General features: G+C 60.6%; 17 protein-coding genes. 5 read left to right on the top strand and 12 right to left on the bottom strand.

The window, feature by feature from the left end:
- Positions 1–80: 80 nt before the first annotated feature.
- The gene (locus K8W16_RS06850) at positions 81–1,472 is read right to left on the bottom strand and encodes a sigma-54 dependent transcriptional regulator (protein WP_304122374.1); all 1,392 of its coding nucleotides are present in this window, start codon (positions 1,470–1,472) and stop codon (positions 81–83) included.
- A 321-nt stretch (positions 1,473–1,793) separates the two neighbouring features.
- Here K8W16_RS06850 and K8W16_RS06845 point away from each other — a divergent pair, with 321 nt between their 5' ends.
- The 5 genes from K8W16_RS06845 (at position 1,794) to K8W16_RS06825 (ending at position 6,670) form a co-directional block, all read left to right on the top strand.
- The gene (locus K8W16_RS06845; protein WP_304122372.1) at positions 1,794–4,691 is read left to right on the top strand and encodes a hypothetical protein; all 2,898 of its coding nucleotides are present in this window, start codon (positions 1,794–1,796) and stop codon (positions 4,689–4,691) included.
- 13 nt (positions 4,692–4,704) lie between these two features.
- Complete coding sequence (locus K8W16_RS06840; RefSeq protein WP_304122370.1) at positions 4,705–5,850, top strand: putative sulfate exporter family transporter; 1,146 nt, start codon at positions 4,705–4,707, stop codon at positions 5,848–5,850.
- A gap of 8 nt (positions 5,851–5,858) precedes the next feature.
- Positions 5,859–6,008 carry a hypothetical protein gene (locus K8W16_RS06835; RefSeq protein WP_304122369.1) on the top strand — a complete coding sequence of 50 codons (150 nt, stop codon included), beginning with the start codon at positions 5,859–5,861 and terminating at the stop codon, positions 6,006–6,008.
- A gap of 139 nt (positions 6,009–6,147) precedes the next feature.
- Positions 6,148–6,351, top strand: a complete 204-nt coding sequence (locus K8W16_RS06830) for a hypothetical protein (RefSeq protein ID WP_304122366.1) — start codon at positions 6,148–6,150, stop codon at positions 6,349–6,351.
- Positions 6,352–6,370: 19 nt separating this feature from the next.
- Positions 6,371–6,670: a helix-hairpin-helix domain-containing protein gene (locus tag K8W16_RS06825; protein ID WP_304122364.1), complete on the top strand. Its 300-nt coding sequence runs from the start codon at positions 6,371–6,373 to the stop codon at positions 6,668–6,670.
- Between the two features lie 69 nt (positions 6,671–6,739).
- Here K8W16_RS06825 and miaB read toward each other — a convergent pair whose 3' ends face one another.
- The 11 genes from miaB to K8W16_RS06770 all read right to left on the bottom strand — a co-directional run.
- Positions 6,740–8,107, bottom strand: coding sequence for a tRNA (N6-isopentenyl adenosine(37)-C2)-methylthiotransferase MiaB (gene miaB / locus K8W16_RS06820; protein ID WP_304122363.1), 1,368 nt, complete (start codon positions 8,105–8,107; stop codon positions 6,740–6,742).
- Between the two features lie 175 nt (positions 8,108–8,282).
- Positions 8,283–9,128 carry a TatD family hydrolase gene (locus tag K8W16_RS06815; RefSeq protein ID WP_304122361.1) on the bottom strand — a complete coding sequence of 282 codons (846 nt, stop codon included), beginning with the start codon at positions 9,126–9,128 and terminating at the stop codon, positions 8,283–8,285.
- Between the two features lie 3 nt (positions 9,129–9,131).
- Positions 9,132–10,190 (bottom strand): glycosyltransferase family 9 protein, encoded by a 1,059-nt coding sequence (locus tag K8W16_RS06810; RefSeq protein WP_304122359.1) that lies wholly within the window; start codon positions 10,188–10,190, stop codon positions 9,132–9,134.
- Positions 10,191–10,197: 7 nt separating this feature from the next.
- The gene (hypE, locus tag K8W16_RS06805) at positions 10,198–11,190 is read right to left on the bottom strand and encodes a hydrogenase expression/formation protein HypE (RefSeq protein WP_304122357.1); all 993 of its coding nucleotides are present in this window, start codon (positions 11,188–11,190) and stop codon (positions 10,198–10,200) included.
- A gap of 383 nt (positions 11,191–11,573) precedes the next feature.
- On the bottom strand, positions 11,574–12,692 hold the full coding sequence (locus K8W16_RS06800; protein WP_304122355.1) for a 4-hydroxybutyrate dehydrogenase: 1,119 nt from the start codon (positions 12,690–12,692) through the stop codon (positions 11,574–11,576).
- Positions 12,693–12,893: 201 nt separating this feature from the next.
- A complete protein-coding gene (locus K8W16_RS06795) occupies positions 12,894–13,820 on the bottom strand; it encodes a glycyl-radical enzyme activating protein (RefSeq protein ID WP_304122353.1) in 927 nt (308 codons plus the stop codon).
- A complete protein-coding gene (locus tag K8W16_RS06790; RefSeq protein ID WP_304122351.1) occupies positions 13,810–15,687 on the bottom strand; it encodes a sigma 54-interacting transcriptional regulator in 1,878 nt (625 codons plus the stop codon). Before K8W16_RS06790 ends, K8W16_RS06795 begins: the two co-directional genes overlap by 11 nt.
- A gap of 12 nt (positions 15,688–15,699) precedes the next feature.
- Positions 15,700–18,096 (bottom strand): pyruvate formate lyase family protein, encoded by a 2,397-nt coding sequence (locus K8W16_RS06785; RefSeq protein ID WP_304122349.1) that lies wholly within the window; start codon positions 18,094–18,096, stop codon positions 15,700–15,702.
- A 25-nt stretch (positions 18,097–18,121) separates the two neighbouring features.
- A complete protein-coding gene (locus K8W16_RS06780; protein ID WP_304122347.1) occupies positions 18,122–19,012 on the bottom strand; it encodes a glycyl-radical enzyme activating protein in 891 nt (296 codons plus the stop codon).
- A gap of 55 nt (positions 19,013–19,067) precedes the next feature.
- Positions 19,068–21,566, bottom strand: coding sequence for a pyruvate formate lyase family protein (locus K8W16_RS06775; RefSeq protein WP_304122345.1), 2,499 nt, complete (start codon positions 21,564–21,566; stop codon positions 19,068–19,070).
- Positions 21,567–21,715: 149 nt separating this feature from the next.
- The coding region (locus K8W16_RS06770; protein WP_304122343.1) for an amidohydrolase family protein at positions 21,716–22,534 on the bottom strand (819 nt) is incomplete at its 5' end.

Raw genomic sequence — 22,534 nt, 5'->3', positions numbered from 1 at the left:
AAAAAATCGACAAGCTGCCTGTCCTTCAAAAAAATATTTATCATGAAAATATCATCATAGACGGTATTTTCAGTCTCAGACTATCCCTTCCTTTCCACAAGGCCGAACTGTTCGAGCTTGTCGTAGAGCGTTCTTCGGCCTATGCCCAGAAGTTCGGCCGCCTGCGTCTTGTTGCCGTTGCACAGGGAAAGCGCCTGCTGAAGGGCCTGTATTTCCGCGTTGCGCACCGCGTCGGAAAGGGAAAGAGGCGCTTCCGGCACGGCTTCGGCGGAAGATGACGGCGTAAAGGGCGCGCCGTCCGTAAGCATGCCCAGAGCTTCGGGCATGAGCCTGTCGCCTTCCGTGAGCAGAAAGGCGCGCTCCAGCACGTTTTCCAGCTCGCGTATGTTGCCCTTCCACGGCTGGCTGTAGAGAATGTTCATGGCCGCCGGGCTTATCTGCGTGACATTGCGGCCGTAGCGCTCGTTGAAGCGGTTGATGAAAAAGCCGATGAGCGCGGCCAGGTCCTCCCGACGCTCCCGAAGCGGCGGCAGGTACAGGGGAATGACGGAAAGGCGGTAGAAAAGATCCTCGCGGAAGCGCCCCGTCTTCACGTCCTCTTCCAGCCTGCGATGCGTGGCCGCGATGAAGCGCACGTTGATGCTTACGCTTTTGTTGCTGCCCACGGGGCGTATCTCATGCTCCTGAATGGCGCGCAGAAGCTTGGCCTGCGTCGAGGGGGAAAGCTCGCCTATTTCATCCAGAAACACCGTGCCGCCCTGCGCCTCTTCCAGAAGGCCGCGCCGGCTGTTCACCGCTCCGGTGAAGGCGCCCTTCACATGGCCGAAAAGCTCGCTTTCCAGAAGCGATTCGGGAAGCGCCGCGCAGTCGATGGTAAGGAAGGGCTTCTCCCTGAGGGCGCTTGCACGGTGTATGTATTCCGCAAGTCTGCTCTTGCCCGTGCCCGTTTCCCCGGTGATGAGAATGGGCACGCTGGTGCCCGCCACCTTGCGGATGATTTCCAGCATCTGTTTCATGGCCGGGCTGTTGTAGACCATGGAGACAGGCGCCTCCTCCTCGCGCGGCCTTTCCTGAAGCTGACTGTGCAGCCTTGCGTGCTCGGCCGCGCGCTGCACGAGGGCGGCAAGTTCCGTGTTGTTCACAGGCTTGGTAAGGTAGCTATAGGCCCCGAGCTGCACGGCTTCCACGGCGCTCTCAATGGTGCCCACGCCCGTCATCATGATGAAGGGAAGGCGCGCGTTCATGGCGCGCACGCGCCTGAGCACCTCAAGCCCGCTCATGCCGGGCATGGAAAGATCGCAGACCACCACGTCGATGCCGCCTGCGGCGATGCGCGAAAGCGCCCTTTCCCCGGAAAGAGCCGTTTCCGTTCTCCAGCCCTTGCGGGAAAAAAGAAGGGCGAGAATCTCATGCCATTCCGGGTCGTCGTCCACCACCAGAATCTGATAACCGCTTTTTCTCTGCTCGTTCATATTCCTTACCCTGAAGCCGTTTGCATCCGCCATCATAACGGCAAGAAGTGCCCGCGTAAAGGAGAACTCCTTTTTTCCGCCTCTGCGCGAAAAAAGGCACACCTTCGCCTTCTTGTGCAGCTCTCCGCACAAAATTCCCCGTAACAGCCCGTGAAAAATCCCTGCCTTAAAATATAACTCCCTCCCATAATTCACAATCATGATTTTGGAACGATTCGTGCATATCCCTTGTACGGCGGGCTTTCCCTGTTCTTTCCGGCGCACACCGGGTGAAAACATGCCGCCGTTCCGACAGTCCCTTCAAACCACAAGGAAGTTTTGATGAACAAACTTCTCGTTTCCGGCGTCGCCGCCGCCCTCGTATGTCTTCTCTTCTCCGGCGCGCCCGCTGCGGAAAGCCCGCACGGTCTTGCCCCGGCAGGCGACATGCCCTTCATCCCCGATCTCGGCGGCCTGCGGCACAAGAGCTTCAAAAACCAGTACGGCCAGACGCGCAACCTTTCCGAGGCCGTGCTCGTGCGCAAAAGCTCCGTAAAAGACGGCAAAGCCTTCGTGCCCGCAGGCGGGCTGTGCTACCTTTCGGAAACGGAACAGGACGCGGCCCCCTTCCGGCGCGACCCGTTCCTCATTCTCGGCGAACACGCCTATCTGGTGGACAGCAAGGTAAGCGTGCGCACCGTGCGCGACGTTTCGCTGAAGAAGGGAGAAAAGGTGCTGCTCGATGACGCGGGCTACCGCCTGTGGTTCGACTACGCCACCGACCATTATGATCTGCCCTATATCCAGATGGCGCTCATCGCGCCTTCCGGCCACTGGCCCATGGAATTTTCCGTGTCCTCCAAGTTCCCGACCATCAGTGATCTGCCCGACCGCAGCCACATGGAAGGCGACGTGGAGCAGCTTGACGAATTCTTCCTCGACCCGGTGTTTGAATACGGGGCAAGCCGCTTCGAGGTGAAGGATCACGACTTTACGAAGGCGCGCTTTGCCGCTCTTTCCTACCCCGTCATCGAAGAGGCCACCTTCTCCCTTTCCCGCCCCGTGGTGCTCGACCTGAGGCAGGAGGAATACCGGCTCTACGGCACGAAGCGCATTTACGCCTTCCGGGAAAACGCAGGCTTCCGCATCCGCGTCACCGACCTTTTCGGCGAAAAGGTGCTGGCCGAAAAACTGGTGCGCCCCGTAAGCTCCCAGGGCTACAAGGATACGGAAGAGGAAAAGGATGCCTACAGCCTTACCGTGCCCGGCGAGGACATGCGCATAGAAATAGCCGTACAGCCCGGGTACCTGCGCCATTCCGACTTCGTGCCCTGGTCGACGGCCGTGCCGCACGACTGGGAGGACGGCATGCTGAGCTTCGTCATCTACCGCGACCTCGTCACCGTGAAAAACGGCGCGCCCTGGCCTCTCGATTCCCGCTACACCGTGGGCCTTGAGGCGAATCTTCTCACCGGCAAGCTCCAGCGCCTTACCCTGGAAAACGCCGATGCCTTCACTCTCGACAGCGGCAGCGACAGCTACGACGGCCCCGTAAAGTATTCCGACATATGGAACCGCCCGGCCTTCCGCCTGGTGGCCGACGACATAGAAGGCGACAGAGTGAAGAGCTACTATGTGCGCGACCGCTTCTTCCAGCGCACCGACAACCTTTCCTTCACGGACAAGGGCCGCAAAGATATCGACTGCTTCATCGGCCGTGCGCCCACCTTCCTCTCCATCCTTGAAGACAGCTTCCTTACCCGCCTCGCCACGCCGAAATTCGGCACCGAGGTGCAGGGCTCGCACTTCACCTCCTTCCCCTCCGTCATGCCTGACATGGCCTTCCACGCCCCCGATCCCACGGCCCCTTTCGGCGGACTCATGCGCGGCTTCGGGCGCGAACAGGTGACCAACCGCCGGGGCGAAAAGCTCACCTCCTCCGAGGGACTCGTCATCCGCGGCAGTTATGTGGACTGGAAAAAAGGCCGCATCGTCATTCCGCCTTCCGGGCTGTTCTACACCTCGCGCAACGCGCGCAACGTGCGCGCCCTGAACGGCGAAACCTTCTACATGCTGGGCCGCCGCGCCTACCTCGCCACCTTTGAATCCACCACCTTCACGCGGCGCAACTTCGACATCGACTTCCTGCGCGTGCAGCCCGACGCAAGTCTCCACCCCGTCTACTGGCAGGACGAACCTCTCGGCGTAAACAACAAAGTTCTGCGCTTCACCGAAAAGCACCTGCTCGACGACAGGCCCATGGCGCAGATCAACGTGGTGAAATACTCGGGCAACAACTTCGGCGCGCCCTTCGAGCTGGCCCAGGGACTCAGCCGCGAACAGGGCGACCGCTATTTCCTGCACGACCGCTTCGCCGAAGGCGCCACCTGGATCGAGCCGGAATTCGTGGGCGAAGACTATGTGCGCGTGAAGAGCTTCGGCACCCCGGCCATACAGAGCGTGGAATACACCTACGACAAGCCCGTGCGCACCCTGCTCGCCCCGGGCGAGGAAACGGCCCTCGGAAAACATCATACCCTGAAGCTCATCGCCTTCAACGAAGAGGCCGGAACGAGCGAAGTGGAAATCCGCAGAAACGACGGCTCCCTTGCAGAACGGAAGATTCTCGGCCCGCTCAACGCCGAAACCCGCGCCTTTCTGCCCCAGCATCAGCGCGTGGTGCATTCCCTGCAACTCCCCTTCGACGAAGGAAAAAACAGGGTACTTGCGGAAGTGGACGTGAACACGCCCTTTGAAAAGGGCAAGGCCGCCTTCTACACCTATGTGAACCTGAAAAAGCTCGAAAGCGACACGCCCTTTGAAGGCGATCCCCGCTTCATGGTGCGGCCGGATGTGTGCGGACACTGTTATCAGCTCAACGAAGTGCTGCTCGACAACCCCAAACCCATCATTCTCGACAAGGAACACCCCCGCTTCGACGGCCCGCGCACGGCCGACGGCAAGCCGCAATTCAGCATCGTCATCGACAGCTTCGACGGGGAAATGATCCACGCCTGGCACATCGAAACCAATTACCGCAAGCGCGTTTTCAAAAGCGCGAACCTGGCCTTCCAGCCGCGCAACAACATCGACGTGCTCATGGGCGTGAACGGCACCATCGAAGGCTTCCTGCGCGCTTCGCTCATGGAGCGTTCCGCATGGCAGGAATACTGGCGCACCGGCGCTCACCCCCACCCTGAACGCGGGCTCGACGCATGGCTTGCCCGCAGGTTCCAATAGGCAGGTAAATACCATGAACGTATCCTACGAAGAACGCCGACGCTCCTTCCTGAGCTGCCTTTACGGCACACAGGAGGTCCTGCCCGGTCTGCTGGCCATGTTCTTCATCGCGCTTTTTTCCAACAACCTCGCGGGAAGCCCCAACCCGCTGACCCTGGAAAACCTGTTTCACTGGCTCGACAACGTGATCGGCCCGGTGAATCATCAGCCCCTTTTCCAGATACTCAACTCCAACTTCGTGTGGAATCCCTTCCTCATGGGACTTGTCATCGGCAACGTGTCCGGCGTGCCGGACTGCTGGAAGCGCGGCCTTTCCTTCATCCACATCCTCATGCCCCTCGGCATCATCATGCTGGCGCCGCACTTTGTCTTCAGCCATGCGGAAAAGGCGGGGCTGCCCCTTATTCTCCTCGCCTTCGCCGTCATGATCCTCACCGCCTCTCTGACGCTTGTGCTCGGCAGGCTGCTCTCCATGGACGACCGCCACTACTCCACCATTGCGGGCGCGCTCTCCACGGGCGACCCCCATGTGGCAGCCATACTCATGCCCATGCTGAAGTCCAAAGGCGGGCAGGTCATCAACGCCTTAGCCTGCATCCTGCTCTTCGGACTCGTCGCCTCCTTCCTGCTGCCGCTTCTCGGCCATGCCCTCGACATGGACGATGAGGCCTTCGCCGTGCTTTCCGTGTTCGGCATCGGCAATACGGGGCAGATGTTCAACGCGGCCTTCGGCTACAGTTACGAAGCCGGGCACTGGGCGCATTATGTGGAGCCGGTGCGGCACGCCCTCATGCCCGCAGGTTTTCTCTTCGTGTTCTTCGTCATGTTCATCCGCGCCCGCATCTTCCGCGACGATGAAACCGTTCTCGCCACGCGCGCCCACAAAAAACTGCCCCTCTTCCTCGTGGTCTTCATCCTCGTCTGGATTGCGGTGCAGTTCCATGTGGTGAAGGAACCCGCGCACCTTGCCGTGTTCGAGCTCGTGAAATGGGACTTCTCCCTTGCGGCCGCCGCGCTGGGGCTTTCGCTTCCTCTGCGCGAAATCGCCCGGTGGGGCCTGAAGGGGCTTGTCCTCACCTTCGCCTCGGGCATCTTCCGCATCGTTCTGCTCACGCTCTGCCTGCTGGCCGCGGCAAAGCTCAACTTCCCGCTTATCTAGGAGACGCCATGAAACATTTCCACACCACCGACAAGGAAGGCTTCGACTACATGGACAACTCCGGGCAGGAAGAACGCGACCGCGACACGGTGGGCATCATCCTCGCCCTTGCCTTCATCCTGCTTGCCGTCCTCTTCCAGCGCACGGGCCTTCTTTAGGCGGCGCTTCGGGCCTCCCCTTTCCTGCCGGAGCACTCACCGCGACAGGAACTCCAGGCTCCGGCCGGGGTACCAGACCCGGCCGGAGACGCCACCCCCACCCGGCCGCCGCTCACGGCCGGATTCCCGAGGAACCTTTATGACGGGCATCACCTTTTATCTTCAAATATGTTTCGCCCTGCTGCTCTTCCAGGCCACGGCGACGGCCATATTCATGGGCGTGTTTCACGCCCACCGCGAAGGCTGCAGCGCCGGGCGCAGGCACCTGTGCCTTGCCGCCTCCGCCCTGCTTTCCTTCGCCATCTGCTTTTTCCTGTATTCCTGGTCCTACCTCAGCTGGTAACCTTTCCAAGGAGAATCGTATGAAACGCACTCTTATCCCCGCCCTTGCCCTGACCCTCTGCCTCGGTTTTTCCTCCCCCGTCCTCGCCGACGAGGAAAAAGGCGTCAACGTGAACACGGCCACGCAGGAGGAACTCGCCTCCGTGCCCGGCCTGAACGCCGAGCTTGCCGGAGCCATTGTTTCCTATCGCGAGGACATGGGGGATTTCATGTCCCTCGACGAACTTTCCGACGTGCCCGGCATGAGCAAGGAAAACCTGGAACAGGCCAAGGAAGTGCTGCGCGTGGACGCCGTTTCCGGTGCGGAATGCAACTGCTGATTTCCTCTGAAGGCATGAAAAAAGGCGGCCGGACAATCCGACCGCCTTTTTTCATGCGTCGCCTGCGCTTCACGCCTGCGCGCTTTCTTCCACAGGAGAAGCCTTGAGCGAATGTTTGAGAGCCTTTTCTATCTTCACATCCACAAATTCCCCGGCACGGCCCCGGCCTTCGGGCATGCGCACATTCACCATGTCGCCCCAGGCGTCGCGGCCCTGCCATTCGTTGTTGCCCTCCCCGCTTCTCTGGCTCGGCGCTTCCAGAAGCACGTCGGTCACAAGGCCCACGCGGCTTTTGAGCCACGCTTCCGCACGCTCGTTCTGCAGGCTCTGGAGCCGCTCAAGCCGCTCAAGCTGCACCTCGTGGGGAATCTTGAACGGCATGGCGGAAGCACGCGTGCCCGGCCTGTCGGAATAGCAGAAGGAAAAGCTCGACATGAATCCGCAGCTGTCTATGGCCTTCAGCGTGTCTTCAAACTCTTCCTCCGTCTCCGAAGGGAAGCCCACGATGAGGTCGGTGGAAAGGGCGATATCCGGCCGCGCCTTCCTGAGGCCCTCCACCACGGCAAGGTAGCGCTCCATGGTATAGCCGCGCCCCATCTTTTTCAGCATGGAATCGGAACCGGACTGCAAAGGCAGGTGCAGGCGCGGGCACAGCTGCGGCAGTTCCGCAAACATGTCTATGGTCTCCTGCGAAAAATCGCGCGGATGGGCGGAGACGAAGCGTATGCGCCTCAGCCCCGGGATAGCCGCCACCCGGCGCAGAAGTTCGGGGAAGGAAGTGCCGTCGCCGCTTTTATCCTTGCCGAAGACGTTGACGTTCTGCCCGAGAAGCGTGATATCCCCCGCGCCGCGCGCCACCCAGGCGCGGCACTCGTCGAGCACGGCCTCTGTGGAGCGGGATTTGCGCGGCCCGCGCGTGTAGGGCACGATGCAGTAGGCGCAGAAGTTGTCGCAGCCCTGCATGATGTTCACATAGGCCACGGGCGTAACCCCGCCCTGCGCGGGCCCTTCCGCCCCGGGCTCAAGGCAGGGGTCGCGGTCGGGGAACATATCGGTGAAATCCAGAAAGGAAAGCCTGAGTTTCGGCTCGTGCAGAAGACGCAGGAAGGCGTCCGGGATGGAAGAGACGCCGTCGCTTCCCGCCACGAGGCGCACCTGCGGATGGCGGCGCATGAGCTCTTCCCCGAGCTGCTGGGCCACGCACCCCGCCACGCCCACCACGGCCCGCGGGTTGGCCCGCTGCACGCGCCCAAGCGTGCTGTACACCTTCTGTTCCGGCTTCTCGCGCACGGAGCAGGTATTGACAAGCACCACATCGGCCTCTTCCAGCGGCTTTTCCTCAAAACCGAGTCGCGTGAGCGCGCGCTCCACCCACTGGGAATCGTTGACGTTCATCTGACAGCCGAAGGTGATGCAGTGAAATCCGCTCTTGCCCATCTTGTCTCCTGAAAATACTCGCTCTTTGGAGCGTTGGTGTCTTTTGAGGTATGCGGCCTTTGCGGGCGGCTCTCCGCCCCGCAGCCGAAAGCGCGCCCCGTTCCTCGTCCGCGCGCGGAGCGAAGGCCTTCGCGCATCGCATGCGCGGGGCAACATGCGCGGAGACTCCGCACCTCTACATGCCGAAAAAGCGCCGCGTGTTCTCTCCGGTCAGCGTCCAGAGCTCTTCCGTGCCCATGCAAAGTTCGGCCGCAAGGCACTCGGCCGTGAACACGGTAAGCGCAGGCTCGTTGGTCCTGCCGCGCCACGGCTGAGGTGCAAGATAAGGGCAGTCCGTCTCAAGGTGCAGCCTGTCGAGAGGCACCTCGTGCAGGGCTTCGCGCACAAAGGCGTTGGCCTTGAAGGTGGAGGCCCCGCCGAAGGCGATGTGCCAGCCGCGCTCCGCGATCTGCCTTGCCCGCGCCGCATCGCCGCCGAAACAGTGCCAGAGAAGCGGGCGGCCGCGCATGTCCTCTTCATCCAGTATGGCGAACATCTCGTCCCATGCGTCGCGGGAATGGATGATGACGGGCTTATCCAGCTCCTTTGCCAGCCTGAGCTGGCGACGGAACCACGGCCCCTGAAGCGCGGAGGGAGAATAGCCTTCCTCATAGTGGTTATCCAGCCCTATTTCGCCCACAGCGCGGATGAGCGGATCGCTTCTCACCTCCTCCACCAGATGTTCCCATTCCTCCTCGTCCGCCCTGAGCACGTCTTCCGGGTGCAGGCCGCGGGCAAAGCAGATCTCCGGAGCCCGGGGCAGGGAGGAGGCCGCCTCAAGAATAAAATCGCGGTTCGCCGCGTAGCGTTCATGCAGGAGAAACATGTGGACGATGAGGGACACGCCGGAAGAGGCGGCGCGCTCCAGCATGCCGGAAAGGTCGGGCAGAAGGCGCTCATCGTCAAGATGGGCGTGGCTGTCTGCTCCGGTGAAGGGCAGGCCCAGGCTCTGGGGCAGGGGCCTCTGTTTGGATGAAGACATGGCTTATTCCTGAGTTTGCGCCGTAAGCTTGATTTCCACATCGCGCCATACGGCTTCCGGGTCGATACGCTTCATGCAGTCAAAATGCCCCTTCGGGCAGGCCTTGTGGCCGTGCAGGCCGCAGGGACGGCAGGGAAGCTCCACTTCCAGCACGCTGCTTCTTTCCCCGCGCGGAGTAAAGCCGAGCGCCCGCACCGTGGGGCCGAACAGGGCCGTAACCGGGGTATGCTGCGCCCAGGCAAGGTGCATGGGGCCGGAATCGTTGGTGACGTAATCGTCGAGCCTGCCCAGCACGGCGGCCAGGGAAAGAAGCGAAGTTTTGCCCGAAAGGTCGAGAAAATGCGCCTCCCCTTCCTCCACGCCCGCAAGAGCGCGCACCTTTGCCACCGTGGACTCCTCGCCGGGGCCTGCGAGAAGCACGACATTCACGCCGCGCGAAAGCGCACGGCGCAGAATAAAGGCAAAACCTTCCGGCGTCCAGCGTTTGGTAGACCATACCGAACCGGGATGAATACCTATGGCCGGCCCTTCGGGCAGAGGGCCAAGCAGCTCCTTCGCCTGCTCATGGGCATGGGCGGGCAGCACCAGTTCCGGCCAGTGCAGCGCTTCATTCTCCAGCACGGCGGAAGGCACGCCTATTGCCTCCGCCAGAAGCAGAAGGCGCTCTATTTCCTGCAATTCATGGAACCTGCGGCCGACGCTTCTGGTGAAAGCCAGGCGTGAGAGGCATGCCTCGCGGTAGCCTGCGCGCACGGGGGCGCGGCTTGCCCAGGCCATGAAGGAGCTTCGCAGGCTGAGGTGGGCATCCACCCAGATATCGTACCTGCGCTCCGCAACCTCCCTGCCCTGCCGCCGCACGGCGGCAAAGCCCCTGTCTTTCCCGCGCTTGTCGCATGCGTACACATGGGCAAGCTCGGGCTGCGCTTCGTAGAGGGCGGCAAGGCCGCCGCGCACATAAAAATCCACCTCCGCCTCGGGCCAGGCGGCCTTGAGGGTGCGGATGAGCGGCAGGGTAAGGACGGAATCTCCCAGAAACGCGGTATTCCAGACGGCGATACGCATGTTTTCCTCAGCAGATGCGGGGCAGCTGCGCCCCTTCCAGCATGGAAAGAAGCCGCGTGCCGCCCATGAAGGTGCGAAGCTCCACCCGGGGCCTTGCCGACTCCGTCACTTCGCCTATGAGCGCGGCTTCGGCCCCGAACTCGCTCCCGTGCATGACGGCAAGAGCCGCCTCCGCCTTTTCGCGGGGCAGTATGCAGATGAGCTTCCCCTCGTTGGCAAGATACAAAGGATCCATCCCAAGGATATCGCAGCCTGCGCGCACATTCTCATGCACGGGCACGGCCGCCTCATCCACCACACAGCCCACACCGGACTGCTCGGCTATCTCGTTCAGCGTGGTGGCGAGCCCCCCGCGCGTGGGGTCGCGCAACACATGAATATCCCCAACCTCAAGAATGAGGCGTTCCACCATGCGATTCAAAGGCGCGCTGTCGCTTCGTACATCGCTCACAAAGGAGAGACGCCCGGCCATGACGGCAAGGCCGTGGTCGCCCATGGCCCCGCTCACGAGTATGGCGTCGCCGGGCTGCGCGCAATGGCCGGACGGCGAGGCCCCGGGCAGCATTTCCCCCACGCCGGCCGTGGTGATGAACATGGCGTCGCACGCGCCCTTCGGCACCACCTTGGTATCGCCCGTGACTATCTCCACACCCGCCTTCCGTGCGGCAAGGGCCATGTCGGCCACGGCCCTTTCCAATACCTCCATTTCCAGCCCCTCTTCCAGGATGAAAGCGCAGGAAAGGTACCTCGGCCGCGCGCCCAGCATGGAGACGTCGTTCACCGTGCCGTGCACGGCAAGGGTGCCTATGCTCCCGCCGGGGAAAAACAGAGGCGTCACGGTGTAGCCGTCGGTACTCATGGCCACGGGCCCGGAAAGATGGAGCAGGGCCGCGTCGTCCATGCGGCGCAGAATGCCGTTGTCGAAATGCCGGAGAAAAACGTCGGCTATGAGCCGTTGCGACGCCCTGCCGCCGCTGCCGCTGTCGAGAAGAATCTTCATATCTGGCCCTGAAAAAAGAAATCCATGTCAGAAAACGCGCCCTTTCCCGAACGCTTCCGGGAAAAGCCCGGGGCGGAAAAACCCGACGCCGGACGGCAGAAAACGCCGACAGGCGCAGGGGGGGGAAGAACGCGCCTCTTTTCCAAAAACGCCGCGCAAGGGCGCGACATGCAGGGCGCAAGCCTAGCACAAAAGCGCGCAAAAGGGAAACGCCCGGCTCCTGCCCGCGCGGGAGAGGCGGACGCCTGCCCGAAAGCTCCCCTCACCGGAACAAAAAAAGGCCGGAAGTTTCATCCGGCCCTTTTCGCCTTTTTTTGTGGCGGCGCATGCCTGCCCTCAGGCGCGCCGTCCTGCGTCCATCGGGTTCTTGCGCCCTGCGACGCCTACAGGCGGGAAGCGTATATGTCCGCCACCTCAGCCTCGGAAAGAGGCATGAAATTGTTGGCCAGAAGCCGCTGCTGCGTGGCGATCACGTTGTGCGCAAACAGGGGTATGTCCTGTTCCGTCATGCCGTATTCGTGCAGCCTCTTCAAGGGAAGGAGGAAGGAAAGAAGCTCCGCGAGCTTATCAAAGGCCTCTTCCCTGCGGCAGGAGAGAAGCGCGGCGAGCGCATCGGCCAGTTCCGCAAGCCGTCCTGAGAGTCCCGCCTTCCCGTAGGCCGTGAGCACGGCCGTAAAAAGCGCATAGTTGGATTCCCCGTGAGGCACATGATACGTTCCGCCCAGGGGATAGCTCAGTGCATGCACGGCGGCGCAGCCCGCAGTACCGAAGGCGAGCCCCGCGAAATTGCTGGCAAGGAGAAAATCCTTCATGAACTTTCTGTATGCGTCCCTCCCCTCTCTCCGTATGGCCTGATAGCCGCGCAGGATGAGCTCCATGGCCTTATGGCTGAAAACAAGGGTATAGGGCGTGGCCTTCGGGGAAAGGGCCGATTCCACGGCATGCACCAGCGCGTCGATGGAGCTTGTGGCGAACACGCCCCACGGCAGGCTCGAAAGCAGCTCCGGCACCATTACGGCCTGCCGGGCGAACATAGCCGGGGAAACCAGGCCCATCTTGCTGCCCAGCTTCGTCCGGTTGAGGATGGAAATACTGGTCACTTCGCTCCCCGTGCCGCAGGTGGTCGGCAGAAGGACAAGCTCGCGCTGCGCCTCAAGATGCGCCATGTCGCGGTAAAGGTCGTCCGTGCGCGCACCGGCCGGGGCCACGGCCAGCACCTTGGCAATGTCGATGATGGTACCGCCGCCTATGGCGACGACGCGCCCCCCGCCCATACCTTCCATGCGCTCCAGAATGGCGTCCACCATGAGGTCGGTCGGTTCCCCCACCCCGAAATCTTCCTGATACAGGACCTTCGCGGGAAGGCGGAAGGGGCCGAGGAAGGGCTCGTAAATATATCTGTTGCTGAGCACGATATCCTCCGCCGTGAGCTGGAAATGCCCCACAAATTCGCGGCAGGTATCGAAATAATGAAGTTCCGGCTTGAACTGAAGTTGCAGCATGGTCTGCCCCCTGGTTGAAATGAACGATGCAAACCCTTCTGCACATTTTATGCCAGATATAATTTATTTTTATTTTTCACTGTATTATAAAAGTACACACCTCACTTTTTCCCGGAGCTTGCATGTACGCAAAGGCCCCTGAACTGCCCCGGGAACCTGAAAAAACGGCGGCAAGGAACGCGGCGCGCTGCGGACAGCGGACTAGCGCAGTTCCACGGAAAGGCCCTCTTCCTGAAACACATCCACAATGGCTTCCAGCTTCTCCTGCGGCAGGGAACGCCTGGAATAGCCGAAGGGCAGGCCCATCTGTGCATACTTGTCTTCGCACAGCGTGGAACAAGTTTCCAGAATATGCACAAACGAACCTGTCTTCTTCACGATACGGGCGATGTTGCGCATGGTGACGGTATCGTCGTTGAAGCCGGGCACAATGAGGGTGCGGCTGTTGATCTCAAGGCCGGGAAACTCTTCGGCTATCCGCTGGAAATTGCAGAGGATACGGGAATTGTCCACGCCCGTGCCCCGGCGGTGCGCCAGAGGGTCGCTGTGCTTTATGTCGAAGAAAAGAAGGTCGGTCTCACGCAGAGCCGCTATGGTGTGCGGGGCGTCGAGATCGAAAAAGCCGCAGGTCTCCATGGCCGTGTGCAGCCCCTCCTCATGGGCGAGACGCATGAGGCCAGCGGCCTTGTGCGGATGCATCATGGGCTCCCCTCCGCTCAGGGTGATTCCGCCGCCGTCCATAATGTAATCCTTATCCTTGAGCACGTCCTCCATGATCTCTTCCAGAGTCATGGCACGGGCGCTCATGAACAGCGCGCCGGAAGGACAGCGCGACACACATTCCCCGCAGTCGGTGCACAGGTCGCGCGCCACGCGGATAGCTTTCTTGCCGATATATATGGCGCCCTGCGGACAGGACCCCACACAATGCCTGCATACGGAAGGCCCGATGCATTTTTCCGTATTGCAAACAAGTACGGGCCGGTTGCGACGACATTCGGGATTGCAGCACCAGAAACAGCGCAGCGGGCAACCCGTGAAAAAAATCGTGGTACGCAGGCCATGCCCCGGACAGGGAGAAAAATGCTGGATTCCGCTGATAAGAAGCGGCGTGGACTCATGGGACATATTTTTTCTCCTGCGCAGCGTGTTTCTGCACCAGCTCGTATTTGACCAGTTTGCGCCACAGCGTGGAGAAATGCACGTCCAGCACTTCGGAAACGGCCTGAATGGAACCGTACTTCGCCATAGCCCTTTCCAGATATTCCTTTTCAAAGGCTGCCATGGCATCCTTGAGGGACAGCGTTCCCTCCTGAAGGCCTGCCGAAAAGGCCGTTCCGCCCGCTCCCGACACAGGCTGCGTGATATCCGGCAGCAAGGCCGGCTCCACGCGCTCCTGTGTGGTAAGCTGATACTCCTGCTGGAGGCGTGCGGGCAGATCGTGCAGCTCCAGCGTATCGCCCTCGCTCATGACAAGCAGCCACTCCATGATATTGACAAGCTCGCGCATGTTGCCCCGGAAAGGGTAACGCAAAAGCCAGCGCAGAAGCTCGGGCGACATGCTCTTTGCGGTGTTGTTCTGAGAATTATACTGCCCTATGAGCTGATCGATCATGGCGCGGACGTCTTCCGGCCTCTCGCGCAGGGGCGGGATGACGATGGGTATGACGTTGAGCCGGTAAAAAAGATCTCGCCTGAAGTTCCCTTTCTCCACCTCCTCGGCCAGGTTCTTGTTGGTGGCGGCAAGGATGCGTATGTCCACCGAGGTGCGCCTGGTGCCGCCCACACGGATGAAGGACTTTTTCTCGAACACCTCCAGAAGCTTGGACTGAAGGCTGTATTGCAACTCGCCTATTTCGTCGAGAAAGAGCGTGCCCTTGTCCGCCGTTTCTATAAGGCCCATCTTGCCGTGGGCGCTGGCGCCGGTGAAGGCCCCCTTCTCATAGCCGAAAAGCTCGCTTTCCAGAAGCTGTTCCGGGATAGCTCCGCAGTTGATGACGACAAAGGGCCGGGAACTGCGGTTGCTGTTGTTGTGGATGAGGGAGGCGAGCATGGTCTTGCCTACGCCGGATTCACCGGTGATGAGCACGCAGGAGCTGGTTTTGCTTACCTTGAGCGCCTGCTGCACTACCTGATTCATGACGGAGCTGTGCACCGTGAAGCCCGAGGCATTGCATATTCTCTGCAGTTCCGCGGAAGGCATGCTGAGCTTGGGCGTTGCGGAAACGGCGCCCGCCTCCGCTTCCTGCAGGGATACGGCCGAACTTTTGAGCTGGAGCATCACACGGAAAAGGTTGCCCGAATCGTCGAACGCGGGGGTAGCGCTGCCCTGATAGGTTTGTCCCGTAGGCAGAGTCACGGGCATGGTGACTCTGGCACCCGAGGCCCCGGCCTGTTTGAAAAGAACCGCCAGCGTACGGGGAGAGCGCTGTATGTCTTCAATATGCCGCCCCACAAGCCCCTGCCTCCCGAGAAGAATGAGTTTTTCGTAGGCAGAGTTCACGCTGCGGATGACGCCGCGGCTGTTCAGTGTGAGAAAAATATCTTCAAACTGATCCACCACGTTTTCAAATTCACGGGCCAGGTTTGCATATTCGGGAAATTCGTGGATGATTGCGGTGAAATTGTTGATATCCTGCATCATGGTGATGACGCCCGCCGTGACCCCGTTGTGCTCCACGGGCATGCGACTGACCACCACCGTGGCCATGGGCAGACGCAGAAGGGAACATATCTGCGGGATGCCGGTGGCAAGGACCTTGCGCACCTCTACCCAGTCGTGGGGGCTGAAATCGGCCAGGGGAAAACCCTTCTCCGGGATGTTTCCCCCCTGATGCAGAAGCTTCGCGGCCTGATTGATATGGTAAAGCACTCCTTCGGCATCGACGAGCAGTACCCCTGCGGAAAGAGCATCCGTGAAAGCACGCACGCTTTCATAGGGCAGAAAGGAAAACGACGACTGGGGAAGCTTCTCGTCTCTTATGGATTTTGACATGGCAAACCGCCATTACCGGGCTTTCTGAAGCGGGCATTTGCAGGAAAAAGCCGCCGAGGGGAAGGAGTAGCCCTGCGAGTTGAGGCCCGGGACATTTAAAAACAAGCTGTTGTACTCATACGGCGAATTGCGCAGCACCGTCAATTCCGCCGGGGTAAGTATCTGGAAGCGGAGGAACCAGTGCGGCTGCCGGCACCAGGTCTGAAGCAGGCTCATGAGCGTTTCCACGCCCGCCGCACCGCATATCTGGCCGGGCAGGAGCGTGGAGAACATGACGCGCGCCCCCAGGGAGGGAATGTCGGGGTTCTGCACCGCCGTTTCCGAGCTCAGCGAAACCGTAGGCCCCAGCGTCCTTACCAGATGCGAGGGGGTGACGCCGAAGGAAAAATTGTTGCCCGCGAAGCGCCCGTCCGCCGTGGCCCCGGAGACGCGCCCCATGGCAATGTGCGCCTTCACCGGCACATAGAAGATTTCTCCCCTGCCGCCGTAGCTGTTCACCTCGTTCCTGGCCCTTGTGAGCAGAAGCCTGTCGATGCGGCGGCCTATGTCGTCCACCCAGGGGATGCGGTTGCCGTATTTGGGCGAATTCAGGCAGAGCTGGCGAACATCCTCATGCCCCTCGAAATTCACCGCGAGAATGTCCAGAAGTTCCGGCAGGGTCAGCTTCTTCTGCCGGAAGACCAGCGTATCGATGGCGGCCAGGGAATCCACCACGGTGGCGAAGCCTATGATGCCGAGAAAGCCGCCGATGCTGCGACCTTCCGGTACGACTCCCACGGACATGTCCACCCCGTGCTTCATGCACAGATCGTGCAGGCAGGAAAGCAGCGGAGAGGCAATGTGCAGAGGCCGCAGGCGTTCCAGTATGCCCTGCTGCCGGAAGGCCATGTCGAGAATATACAGAAGCTGCCGCCGGAAAAGCTCCATGAGATGGGAAAAGGAGCCTATGGCTTCGGCCGGCCCCGTGGGAAGGCCCGTACGGCAGGAGGGCTTGGGAGAACAGTAGCCGTCGTGCAGGGCCATTTCCAGCACGGCAGGCAGGTTCAGCCAGGTCGCGCCCACGAAATAGGTATCCTTGTTGATGAGCCTCGCCTCGGAATAGCCGCTGCCGCAGTAGTCGCGCGCCTCTTCAGCCGTGGCGCCGTTGGCCCTCTGCCTTGCGATGATGGTTTCATCATTGAAAAGCACGGGGCTTGCGCCGTTGTTCTGGGTGGAAAGGCATATCTCGCGCAGGAACTCCGCAGGCGTGTCCCTGTGGATGCGTACGCCGAGGTAGGGGTAATCCATCGGAAATTCCGAGGCGGAACGCAGGATGAGGAAGGAAAGGTCGTTGGTGGCGTCCGCGCCCGAAGCGAGCCTGCCGCCCAGGGTGGTGAATTCCCAGTGGGCGAGATCCTCGTAAATCTTGGCCCCGGTGGGCGAGGGCTTGAGGCGCACGAACTGGGCCAGATGGCACCACAGATCGTCGAGATACTCGCGCGCCTTCTGCTGGGTGAGCACACCGGAGAAAAGGTCTTTCTTATACAAAGGCCAGAGGTACTGATCCATGCGGCCGTTGCTGATGTTGCCGCCGTATTCCGCCTCCATGCGGGAGACCATCTGCGTGAGCCACTGGGCCTGAAGCGCGTCGACAAAGCTCTGTGCAGGCTCCCACGGCACACGGCGGCAGCGCTCGGCAAGGGCCAGGCGCTCCTTGCGGAACTCCTCTGTGGTTGCGCCGAGGGCCTGCTCTGCGGCAAGGGCGGCAAAGCGCTCCGAAAAACGCCGTATACCCCGGCATATCTCCACCACGGCTTCGTAAAATTGACGGCCGGAGGGGGAGGCTTCCTCCCTTTTTTGTTCCGCTTCCTCCGCAATACCCCGGAAGCCCCGCCGCAACACCTTGCCGTAATCCAGCACCCATTGCAGGGAATGACGCACTGTGGCCGTTTCCTGCACGATGAAGGCCGGGTGCGAGGCATCGCCGTTGATGTAGAGAAGGTTCTTCAGCTCCGGAGGCAGTTCGGCATAAAAATGCTCCTGATAGGTACGCCCGTGCCAGTAGGGCAGGATACTGCTGCGGGCAAGATCCATATCGCCGCACGACAGAAGAAAGTCCTCCGGCGAAAAGCCTTCGTCTTCCAGAAATGCACTGTCGAGTTCAGGGTAAAAAATGCCGTAACGGCCGGAACCGAAGGCGCCGGCAAGCAGCTCGTCGGGAGAAAGTTCCACAGGAACATGATCCAGCACATGCACAAGGGCCTTTGCCCAGCGTAAAGGCAGAGGCAGCCCTTCCGTCTCCCGCATGGACTCGGTGAAATACAGCGCTCTGTCCAGGAACAGGCGGGGACGCGAGGCTACTATACGACTGATGCGGCGGCTTAAAAAGGAAGGCCGCCTGTACGGCGCAAGATGGCAGGCCTGATTCATGCTCTCCCCTGAACACTCAAAGATATTATAGGGTAGCGACCTTGTTTTTTAAGGCTTCAAACTCCGCCTCGGGAAGCTGCACGTCTCCCATGGGATAGGGCCTGCCCAGGGAATCGTACTTGGAGCGGCCCATGCTGTGGTAGGCCAGAAGCTCGTATTCCGCGCCCAGGGAGCGGGCAAATTCGGCGGTGGCGAGCAGATTATCCTCTTCGCTGTTGACGCCGGGAATGACGGGCGTGCGTATCCTGAGCGGCAGGGATGGGAATTCCCGGCGAAGCGCCTCAAGGTTGGAAAGGATGAGCCTGTTGGATACGCCGGTGGCGCGGCGGTGCGCCTCCTCGTCCATGTGCTTCACATCCACCATGAGATGGCGGATATACGGCATGACGGAAAGGAAGGCCGCTTCCGGGGCGAAGGCGCTCGTCTCCATGGCCACGTCTATCCTTCTGCGCCCGGCTTCCCGGCAGAGCTCATACAGAAAATCCGGCTGCATGAGCGGCTCGCCTCCGCTCACGGTAAGCCCGCCGCCGGAACGGGTATAGAAAAGCGCGTCCTGCTCCACCACCTTCAATACTTCGGCCACGGTATAAGGCTTGCCGTAAAATACCAGCGCCTTGTCCGGGCAGACCTTGACGCAGTCGGGACATTCGCCGCGGCACAGATCCCGCCGAACGGCAAGGGTGCGATCCTCCTTCAGGGAAAGCACGCCCTTTTTGCAGCGGGCCACGCAGCGGCCGCAGCCGAAGCACTTTTCCGGCCTGTAGCCGTGTTCCGGCTCCGGGGACTGGGATTCGGGATTGCAGCACCACAGACAGCGCAAAGGGCAGCCCTTGAAAAACACCAACGTGCGTATCCCCGGGCCGTCGTGTATGGAGAATTTCTGGATATTGAAAATGAGGCCGTGCGTCGCGCTCATGAAAACTCCTGAAAACCGGCCCTGAGACTGTTCTCCGGGCCGGCCGGAAGACAGGTTACATCTTGTCGTGTTCCGTTCTGGCGATGAGGTCGTTCTGCAGGTCGCGGGACAGTTCCGTAAAGTAGGCGCTGTAGCCCGCTATGCGGACGATGAGGCCCTTGTAAAGCTCAGGATGCTGCTGGGCCTGAATAAGCGTCTCGCGATTGATGACGTTGAACTGCACATGCCACAGGCGCAGATCACAGAATACACGGATGAAGTCCACAAGTTTTCTGGTGCCGTCCTCCCCTTCCAGGCACTTCGGCGAGAACTTCACGTTGAGAAGGCGCGCGGCCCTCTGGCTCATGTTGTAGTTCTTGGTATTGAAGTTGGAACGAAGCACGGCTGTGGGGCCGTTGATATCCGCGCCGTGGGAGGCGGAGGAGCCGTCGGAAAGCGGCGTCCAGGCCTTGCGGCCGTTGGGCGTGGCGGACACTACGCGGCCGAAGGGCACATGCGAAGTAAAGGGCACCATGCGGAAATCGCAGCGGATACCGAGCCTGTGCGCATACTTCGCGCTGAACTCCTGGGCCAGGCGGTCGATTTCAAGGCCGACAGCATCGGCGTATTCATCGTCGTTGCCGTACTTGGGCGCGTTGGCGAGTATGGCCTGCACGTCTTCCCTGCCCACGAAGTCGCAGGCAAGAGCGTCCAGCACTTCCTGCATGGAAAGGATGCCGTCCTCATACACCACCTTCTTGATTGCTGCGAGGGAGTCAATGGCCGTGCTGTACCCCAGACATTCAAAGTAGCCGAGGTTCAGACCGCCCTTGTACTGATGGTCCTGATGCAGGTCCACACATTCGTGCATGGCCAGTACATGCAGGGAGTCGGATATGGGCGTGGCGAAATGGGCCGCGCGTGTCTTGATGATATGGTACTGCTGCAGGAAGGCGTGGCGGATGATGAACATCTGCTGCTTCACATAGGCATCCCAGAACTTCTCCCAGGTATCGAAGGTGCGCACATCGCCGGTTTCCAGCGTGAGCAGCTCGTTGCCGAATTTCTTCATGCGGCCGTTGTACAGGGTGAGCTCCACCGCCGCGCCCAGGCTGAACTGGGCATGTCCGCTTGTGTAGGTATCCACACGGGGCATGCGTATCTCGGCGCAGCCCGATGCAGCATAATCGTAAATCTCCTCAAGTGATGCGCCCTTGGCCAGGTGCAGGGGGATGATTTCCTCATCATTCAGGAGCTTGGGGAAGCCGCAGCCCTGCTTGATGGTTTCCGCCACTTCGTAAAGATAGCGTTCCGGGCTGCGGGCATGGATGCGTGCCGCAAGGTCGGGGTAATGCAGGGGACATTCACGCTTGGAACGCAGCACCACATAGGTAAGCTCGTTGGTGGCGTCGCGGCCGTCGCGGGTCTGGCCTCCTATGGTCACGGCCTCCCAGTGGGAATAACCTTCATGGGTGGCCTTGTTGTAGGGCGTAATGGCCAGATCGAGGCACTGGGCCATGTTCACCCACATGCACTGGAAAAGTTCCACAGCCCTGTCTTCGTCCATGATGCCTTCGCGCACGTCCTTTTCATAGTAGGGCCAGAAAAGCTGATCCATGCGGCCGTTGGTGGGATTGGAGCTGATTTTCTGCTCAAGGCGGGCGAAGGCCTGCACGAACCAGTGGGCCTGCAAAGCCTCATAGAAGGTACGGGGCGGGTTTTCGGGAACCCAGTCGCAGTTTTCCGCGATCTGCAGAAGTTCCGCGCGGCGCTTTTCATCCTTTTCCACAGCGGCCAGTTCCCGAGCCTTGGCCGCGTAGCGGTGCGCCCAGGTGACGATACCTTCGCTCAGAAGCACCATGGCCTCCAGATAGGGACGCTTTTCGCACTGATCCAGCGGATCGTCGGGATCAAGGGCGGCAAGAGCGGCAAGGGCCTCTTCCTTGATACCCTTGTAGCCCAGCTTGAACAGACGTCCGTAGTCAAGGCACCACTGGAGGCTCGAACGGTTGGAGGCCGTTTCGCAGCATATGTAGCGCGACTGATAGCCGCCCTCGTCGGCATAGGCCAGGCGGTGGGAATCTTCGGGAAGGCGCTTGTTCAGATCCTGATGGAAGGTCTTGTCCTTCCAGTAGGGCGTGATGAGTTCCTCCACCACACGGGCATCCTCTTCCCGCACTTCAAAGGGGGAGGCCGGGTCGGAAGGCAGTTCCTTCAGGGCGGAAGCCTGATAGTCGCCGTCCAGTTCCGGATACAGGATGCCGTAGCGGGAACCCTGATGCCCCATGCGGCCCACGATGAGCTGATCGTCGTCGATATAGACGGTCATATTCTCGCCCATGTGCTTCAGGGCCCTGGCCCAGCGCAGCACCAGCATTTCGCCTTCGCTTTCCTTCATGGATTCCGTGAACAGGCGGGCGCGTTCCACGTCGATGAACGGCTTTTTGCCGTCGAACACGCTGATGAGCCTGTACAGGCGCGGATGCTTTATTTCGTTGGGGTCCTTCTTGCCCGCGATACGGTCGAGAATGGTCTGTTCCTGGCCGGAATAGGCCAGAGGTTCGCAGCAGGACATAACAACACTCCTTGAGCGGCTTTCAGAAAAACCGCCCGGAGGACGCGGGAGCGGATATCCGCGTCCGGGGGATGGGAAAACGCGCGTTTTTCCGCACTACGCGGGCGGAACGTATGAAAAAGCCTTTTCAACTCGCTCCGCACTGAAACCTACAGTCCGAGAAAGGCCTGCCCGTTGGTGCGGGAAATCCGCTCCATCACCTCCGGGGTGAAAGGCAGGCTGCGGAAGGCCGTAACGGCCCGGCTCACCTCGACAAAGGGATTGGCGCTTGAAAAAAGCACCTTGTGAGAAATGACGGAACCGGCTGCCTCGATGAGCGTCTGAGCCTGGGGCTTACCGATGCAGGTGGAAAAATCCAGATATACGTTGCTGTTGCGCTGTGTTACGGCCACGGCTTCGAGCATCCACGGGTAGCCTCCATGGCTGATGAGGATGCGAAGCTCGGGAAAATCACGCGCCACGTTGTCAATGTATATGGGGTTCATGGGGTCGAGGGACACGTCGGGCATGAAGGGCGAAAGGCCCGCCGTGATGATCACGGGCACATTCATCTCGCAGCACACCGTATAAAGAGGATAATAGAGCGCGTCGTCGGCCCGGATATGCGCCATGCACGGCTCAATGGACGCACCGCGCATGCCGTCCCGCTCCACGGCCTGCCGGAACTCGCGCACGCCGTTCATTTTCTTGTGCGGATCAAAACCGTAAAAGCCGATGAAAAGGTCGGGGCAGGCCCGCATGCACTCCAGCACCAGGTCATTGGAAGCCGGGTAGGCGTAGGTACTCTCACAGTCGCGGCCGGTGTATACAGCCTTTTCAATGCCGAGAGAACGCAGTTCTTCCACACAGGCCTCAAGGCTCTTTGCGGGTGTGGCGGCAAAGGGGGTGAGCTTGATGTATTCCCTGTACACAGGATGCCTGATGAAACTGTCAAGCGATGCTCTTGTCGAAGGACGATAACGAAAATC

It is taken from the genome of Mailhella massiliensis (assembly GCF_020741395.1).
In the GTDB taxonomy this organism is placed as follows: domain Bacteria; phylum Desulfobacterota; class Desulfovibrionia; order Desulfovibrionales; family Desulfovibrionaceae; genus Mailhella; species Mailhella massiliensis_A.
Note: the sequence above shows the minus strand (reverse complement) of the source record. Positions and strands in the feature narration are given on the sequence as shown.

Excerpts from the sequence above, each read along its gene's own strand:
- K8W16_RS06775 (WP_304122345.1), bottom strand. The coding sequence starts at position 21,566 with ATGTCCTGCTGCGAACCTCTGGCCTATTCCGGCCAGGAACAGACCATT.
- K8W16_RS06795 (WP_304122353.1), bottom strand. The coding sequence starts at position 13,820 with ATGTCCCATGAGTCCACGCCGCTTCTTATCAGCGGAATCCAGCATTTT.
- K8W16_RS06815 (WP_304122361.1), bottom strand. The coding sequence starts at position 9,128 with ATGTCTTCATCCAAACAGAGGCCCCTGCCCCAGAGCCTGGGCCTGCCC.
- K8W16_RS06790 (WP_304122351.1), bottom strand. The coding sequence starts at position 15,687 with ATGTCAAAATCCATAAGAGACGAGAAGCTTCCCCAGTCGTCGTTTTCC.
- K8W16_RS06780 (WP_304122347.1), bottom strand. The coding sequence starts at position 19,012 with ATGAGCGCGACGCACGGCCTCATTTTCAATATCCAGAAATTCTCCATA.
- K8W16_RS06840 (WP_304122370.1), top strand. The coding sequence starts at position 4,705 with ATGAACGTATCCTACGAAGAACGCCGACGCTCCTTCCTGAGCTGCCTT.
- K8W16_RS06845 (WP_304122372.1), top strand. The coding sequence starts at position 1,794 with ATGAACAAACTTCTCGTTTCCGGCGTCGCCGCCGCCCTCGTATGTCTT.
- K8W16_RS06850 (WP_304122374.1), bottom strand. The coding sequence starts at position 1,472 with ATGAACGAGCAGAGAAAAAGCGGTTATCAGATTCTGGTGGTGGACGAC.
- K8W16_RS06785 (WP_304122349.1), bottom strand. The coding sequence starts at position 18,096 with ATGAATCAGGCCTGCCATCTTGCGCCGTACAGGCGGCCTTCCTTTTTA.
- K8W16_RS06810 (WP_304122359.1), bottom strand. The coding sequence starts at position 10,190 with ATGCGTATCGCCGTCTGGAATACCGCGTTTCTGGGAGATTCCGTCCTT.
- K8W16_RS06825 (WP_304122364.1), top strand. The coding sequence starts at position 6,371 with ATGAAACGCACTCTTATCCCCGCCCTTGCCCTGACCCTCTGCCTCGGT.
- K8W16_RS06830 (WP_304122366.1), top strand. The coding sequence starts at position 6,148 with ATGACGGGCATCACCTTTTATCTTCAAATATGTTTCGCCCTGCTGCTC.
- hypE (WP_304122357.1), bottom strand. The coding sequence starts at position 11,190 with ATGAAGATTCTTCTCGACAGCGGCAGCGGCGGCAGGGCGTCGCAACGG.
- K8W16_RS06800 (WP_304122355.1), bottom strand. The coding sequence starts at position 12,692 with ATGCTGCAACTTCAGTTCAAGCCGGAACTTCATTATTTCGATACCTGC.
- K8W16_RS06835 (WP_304122369.1), top strand. The coding sequence starts at position 5,859 with ATGAAACATTTCCACACCACCGACAAGGAAGGCTTCGACTACATGGAC.
- miaB (WP_304122363.1), bottom strand. The coding sequence starts at position 8,107 with ATGGGCAAGAGCGGATTTCACTGCATCACCTTCGGCTGTCAGATGAAC.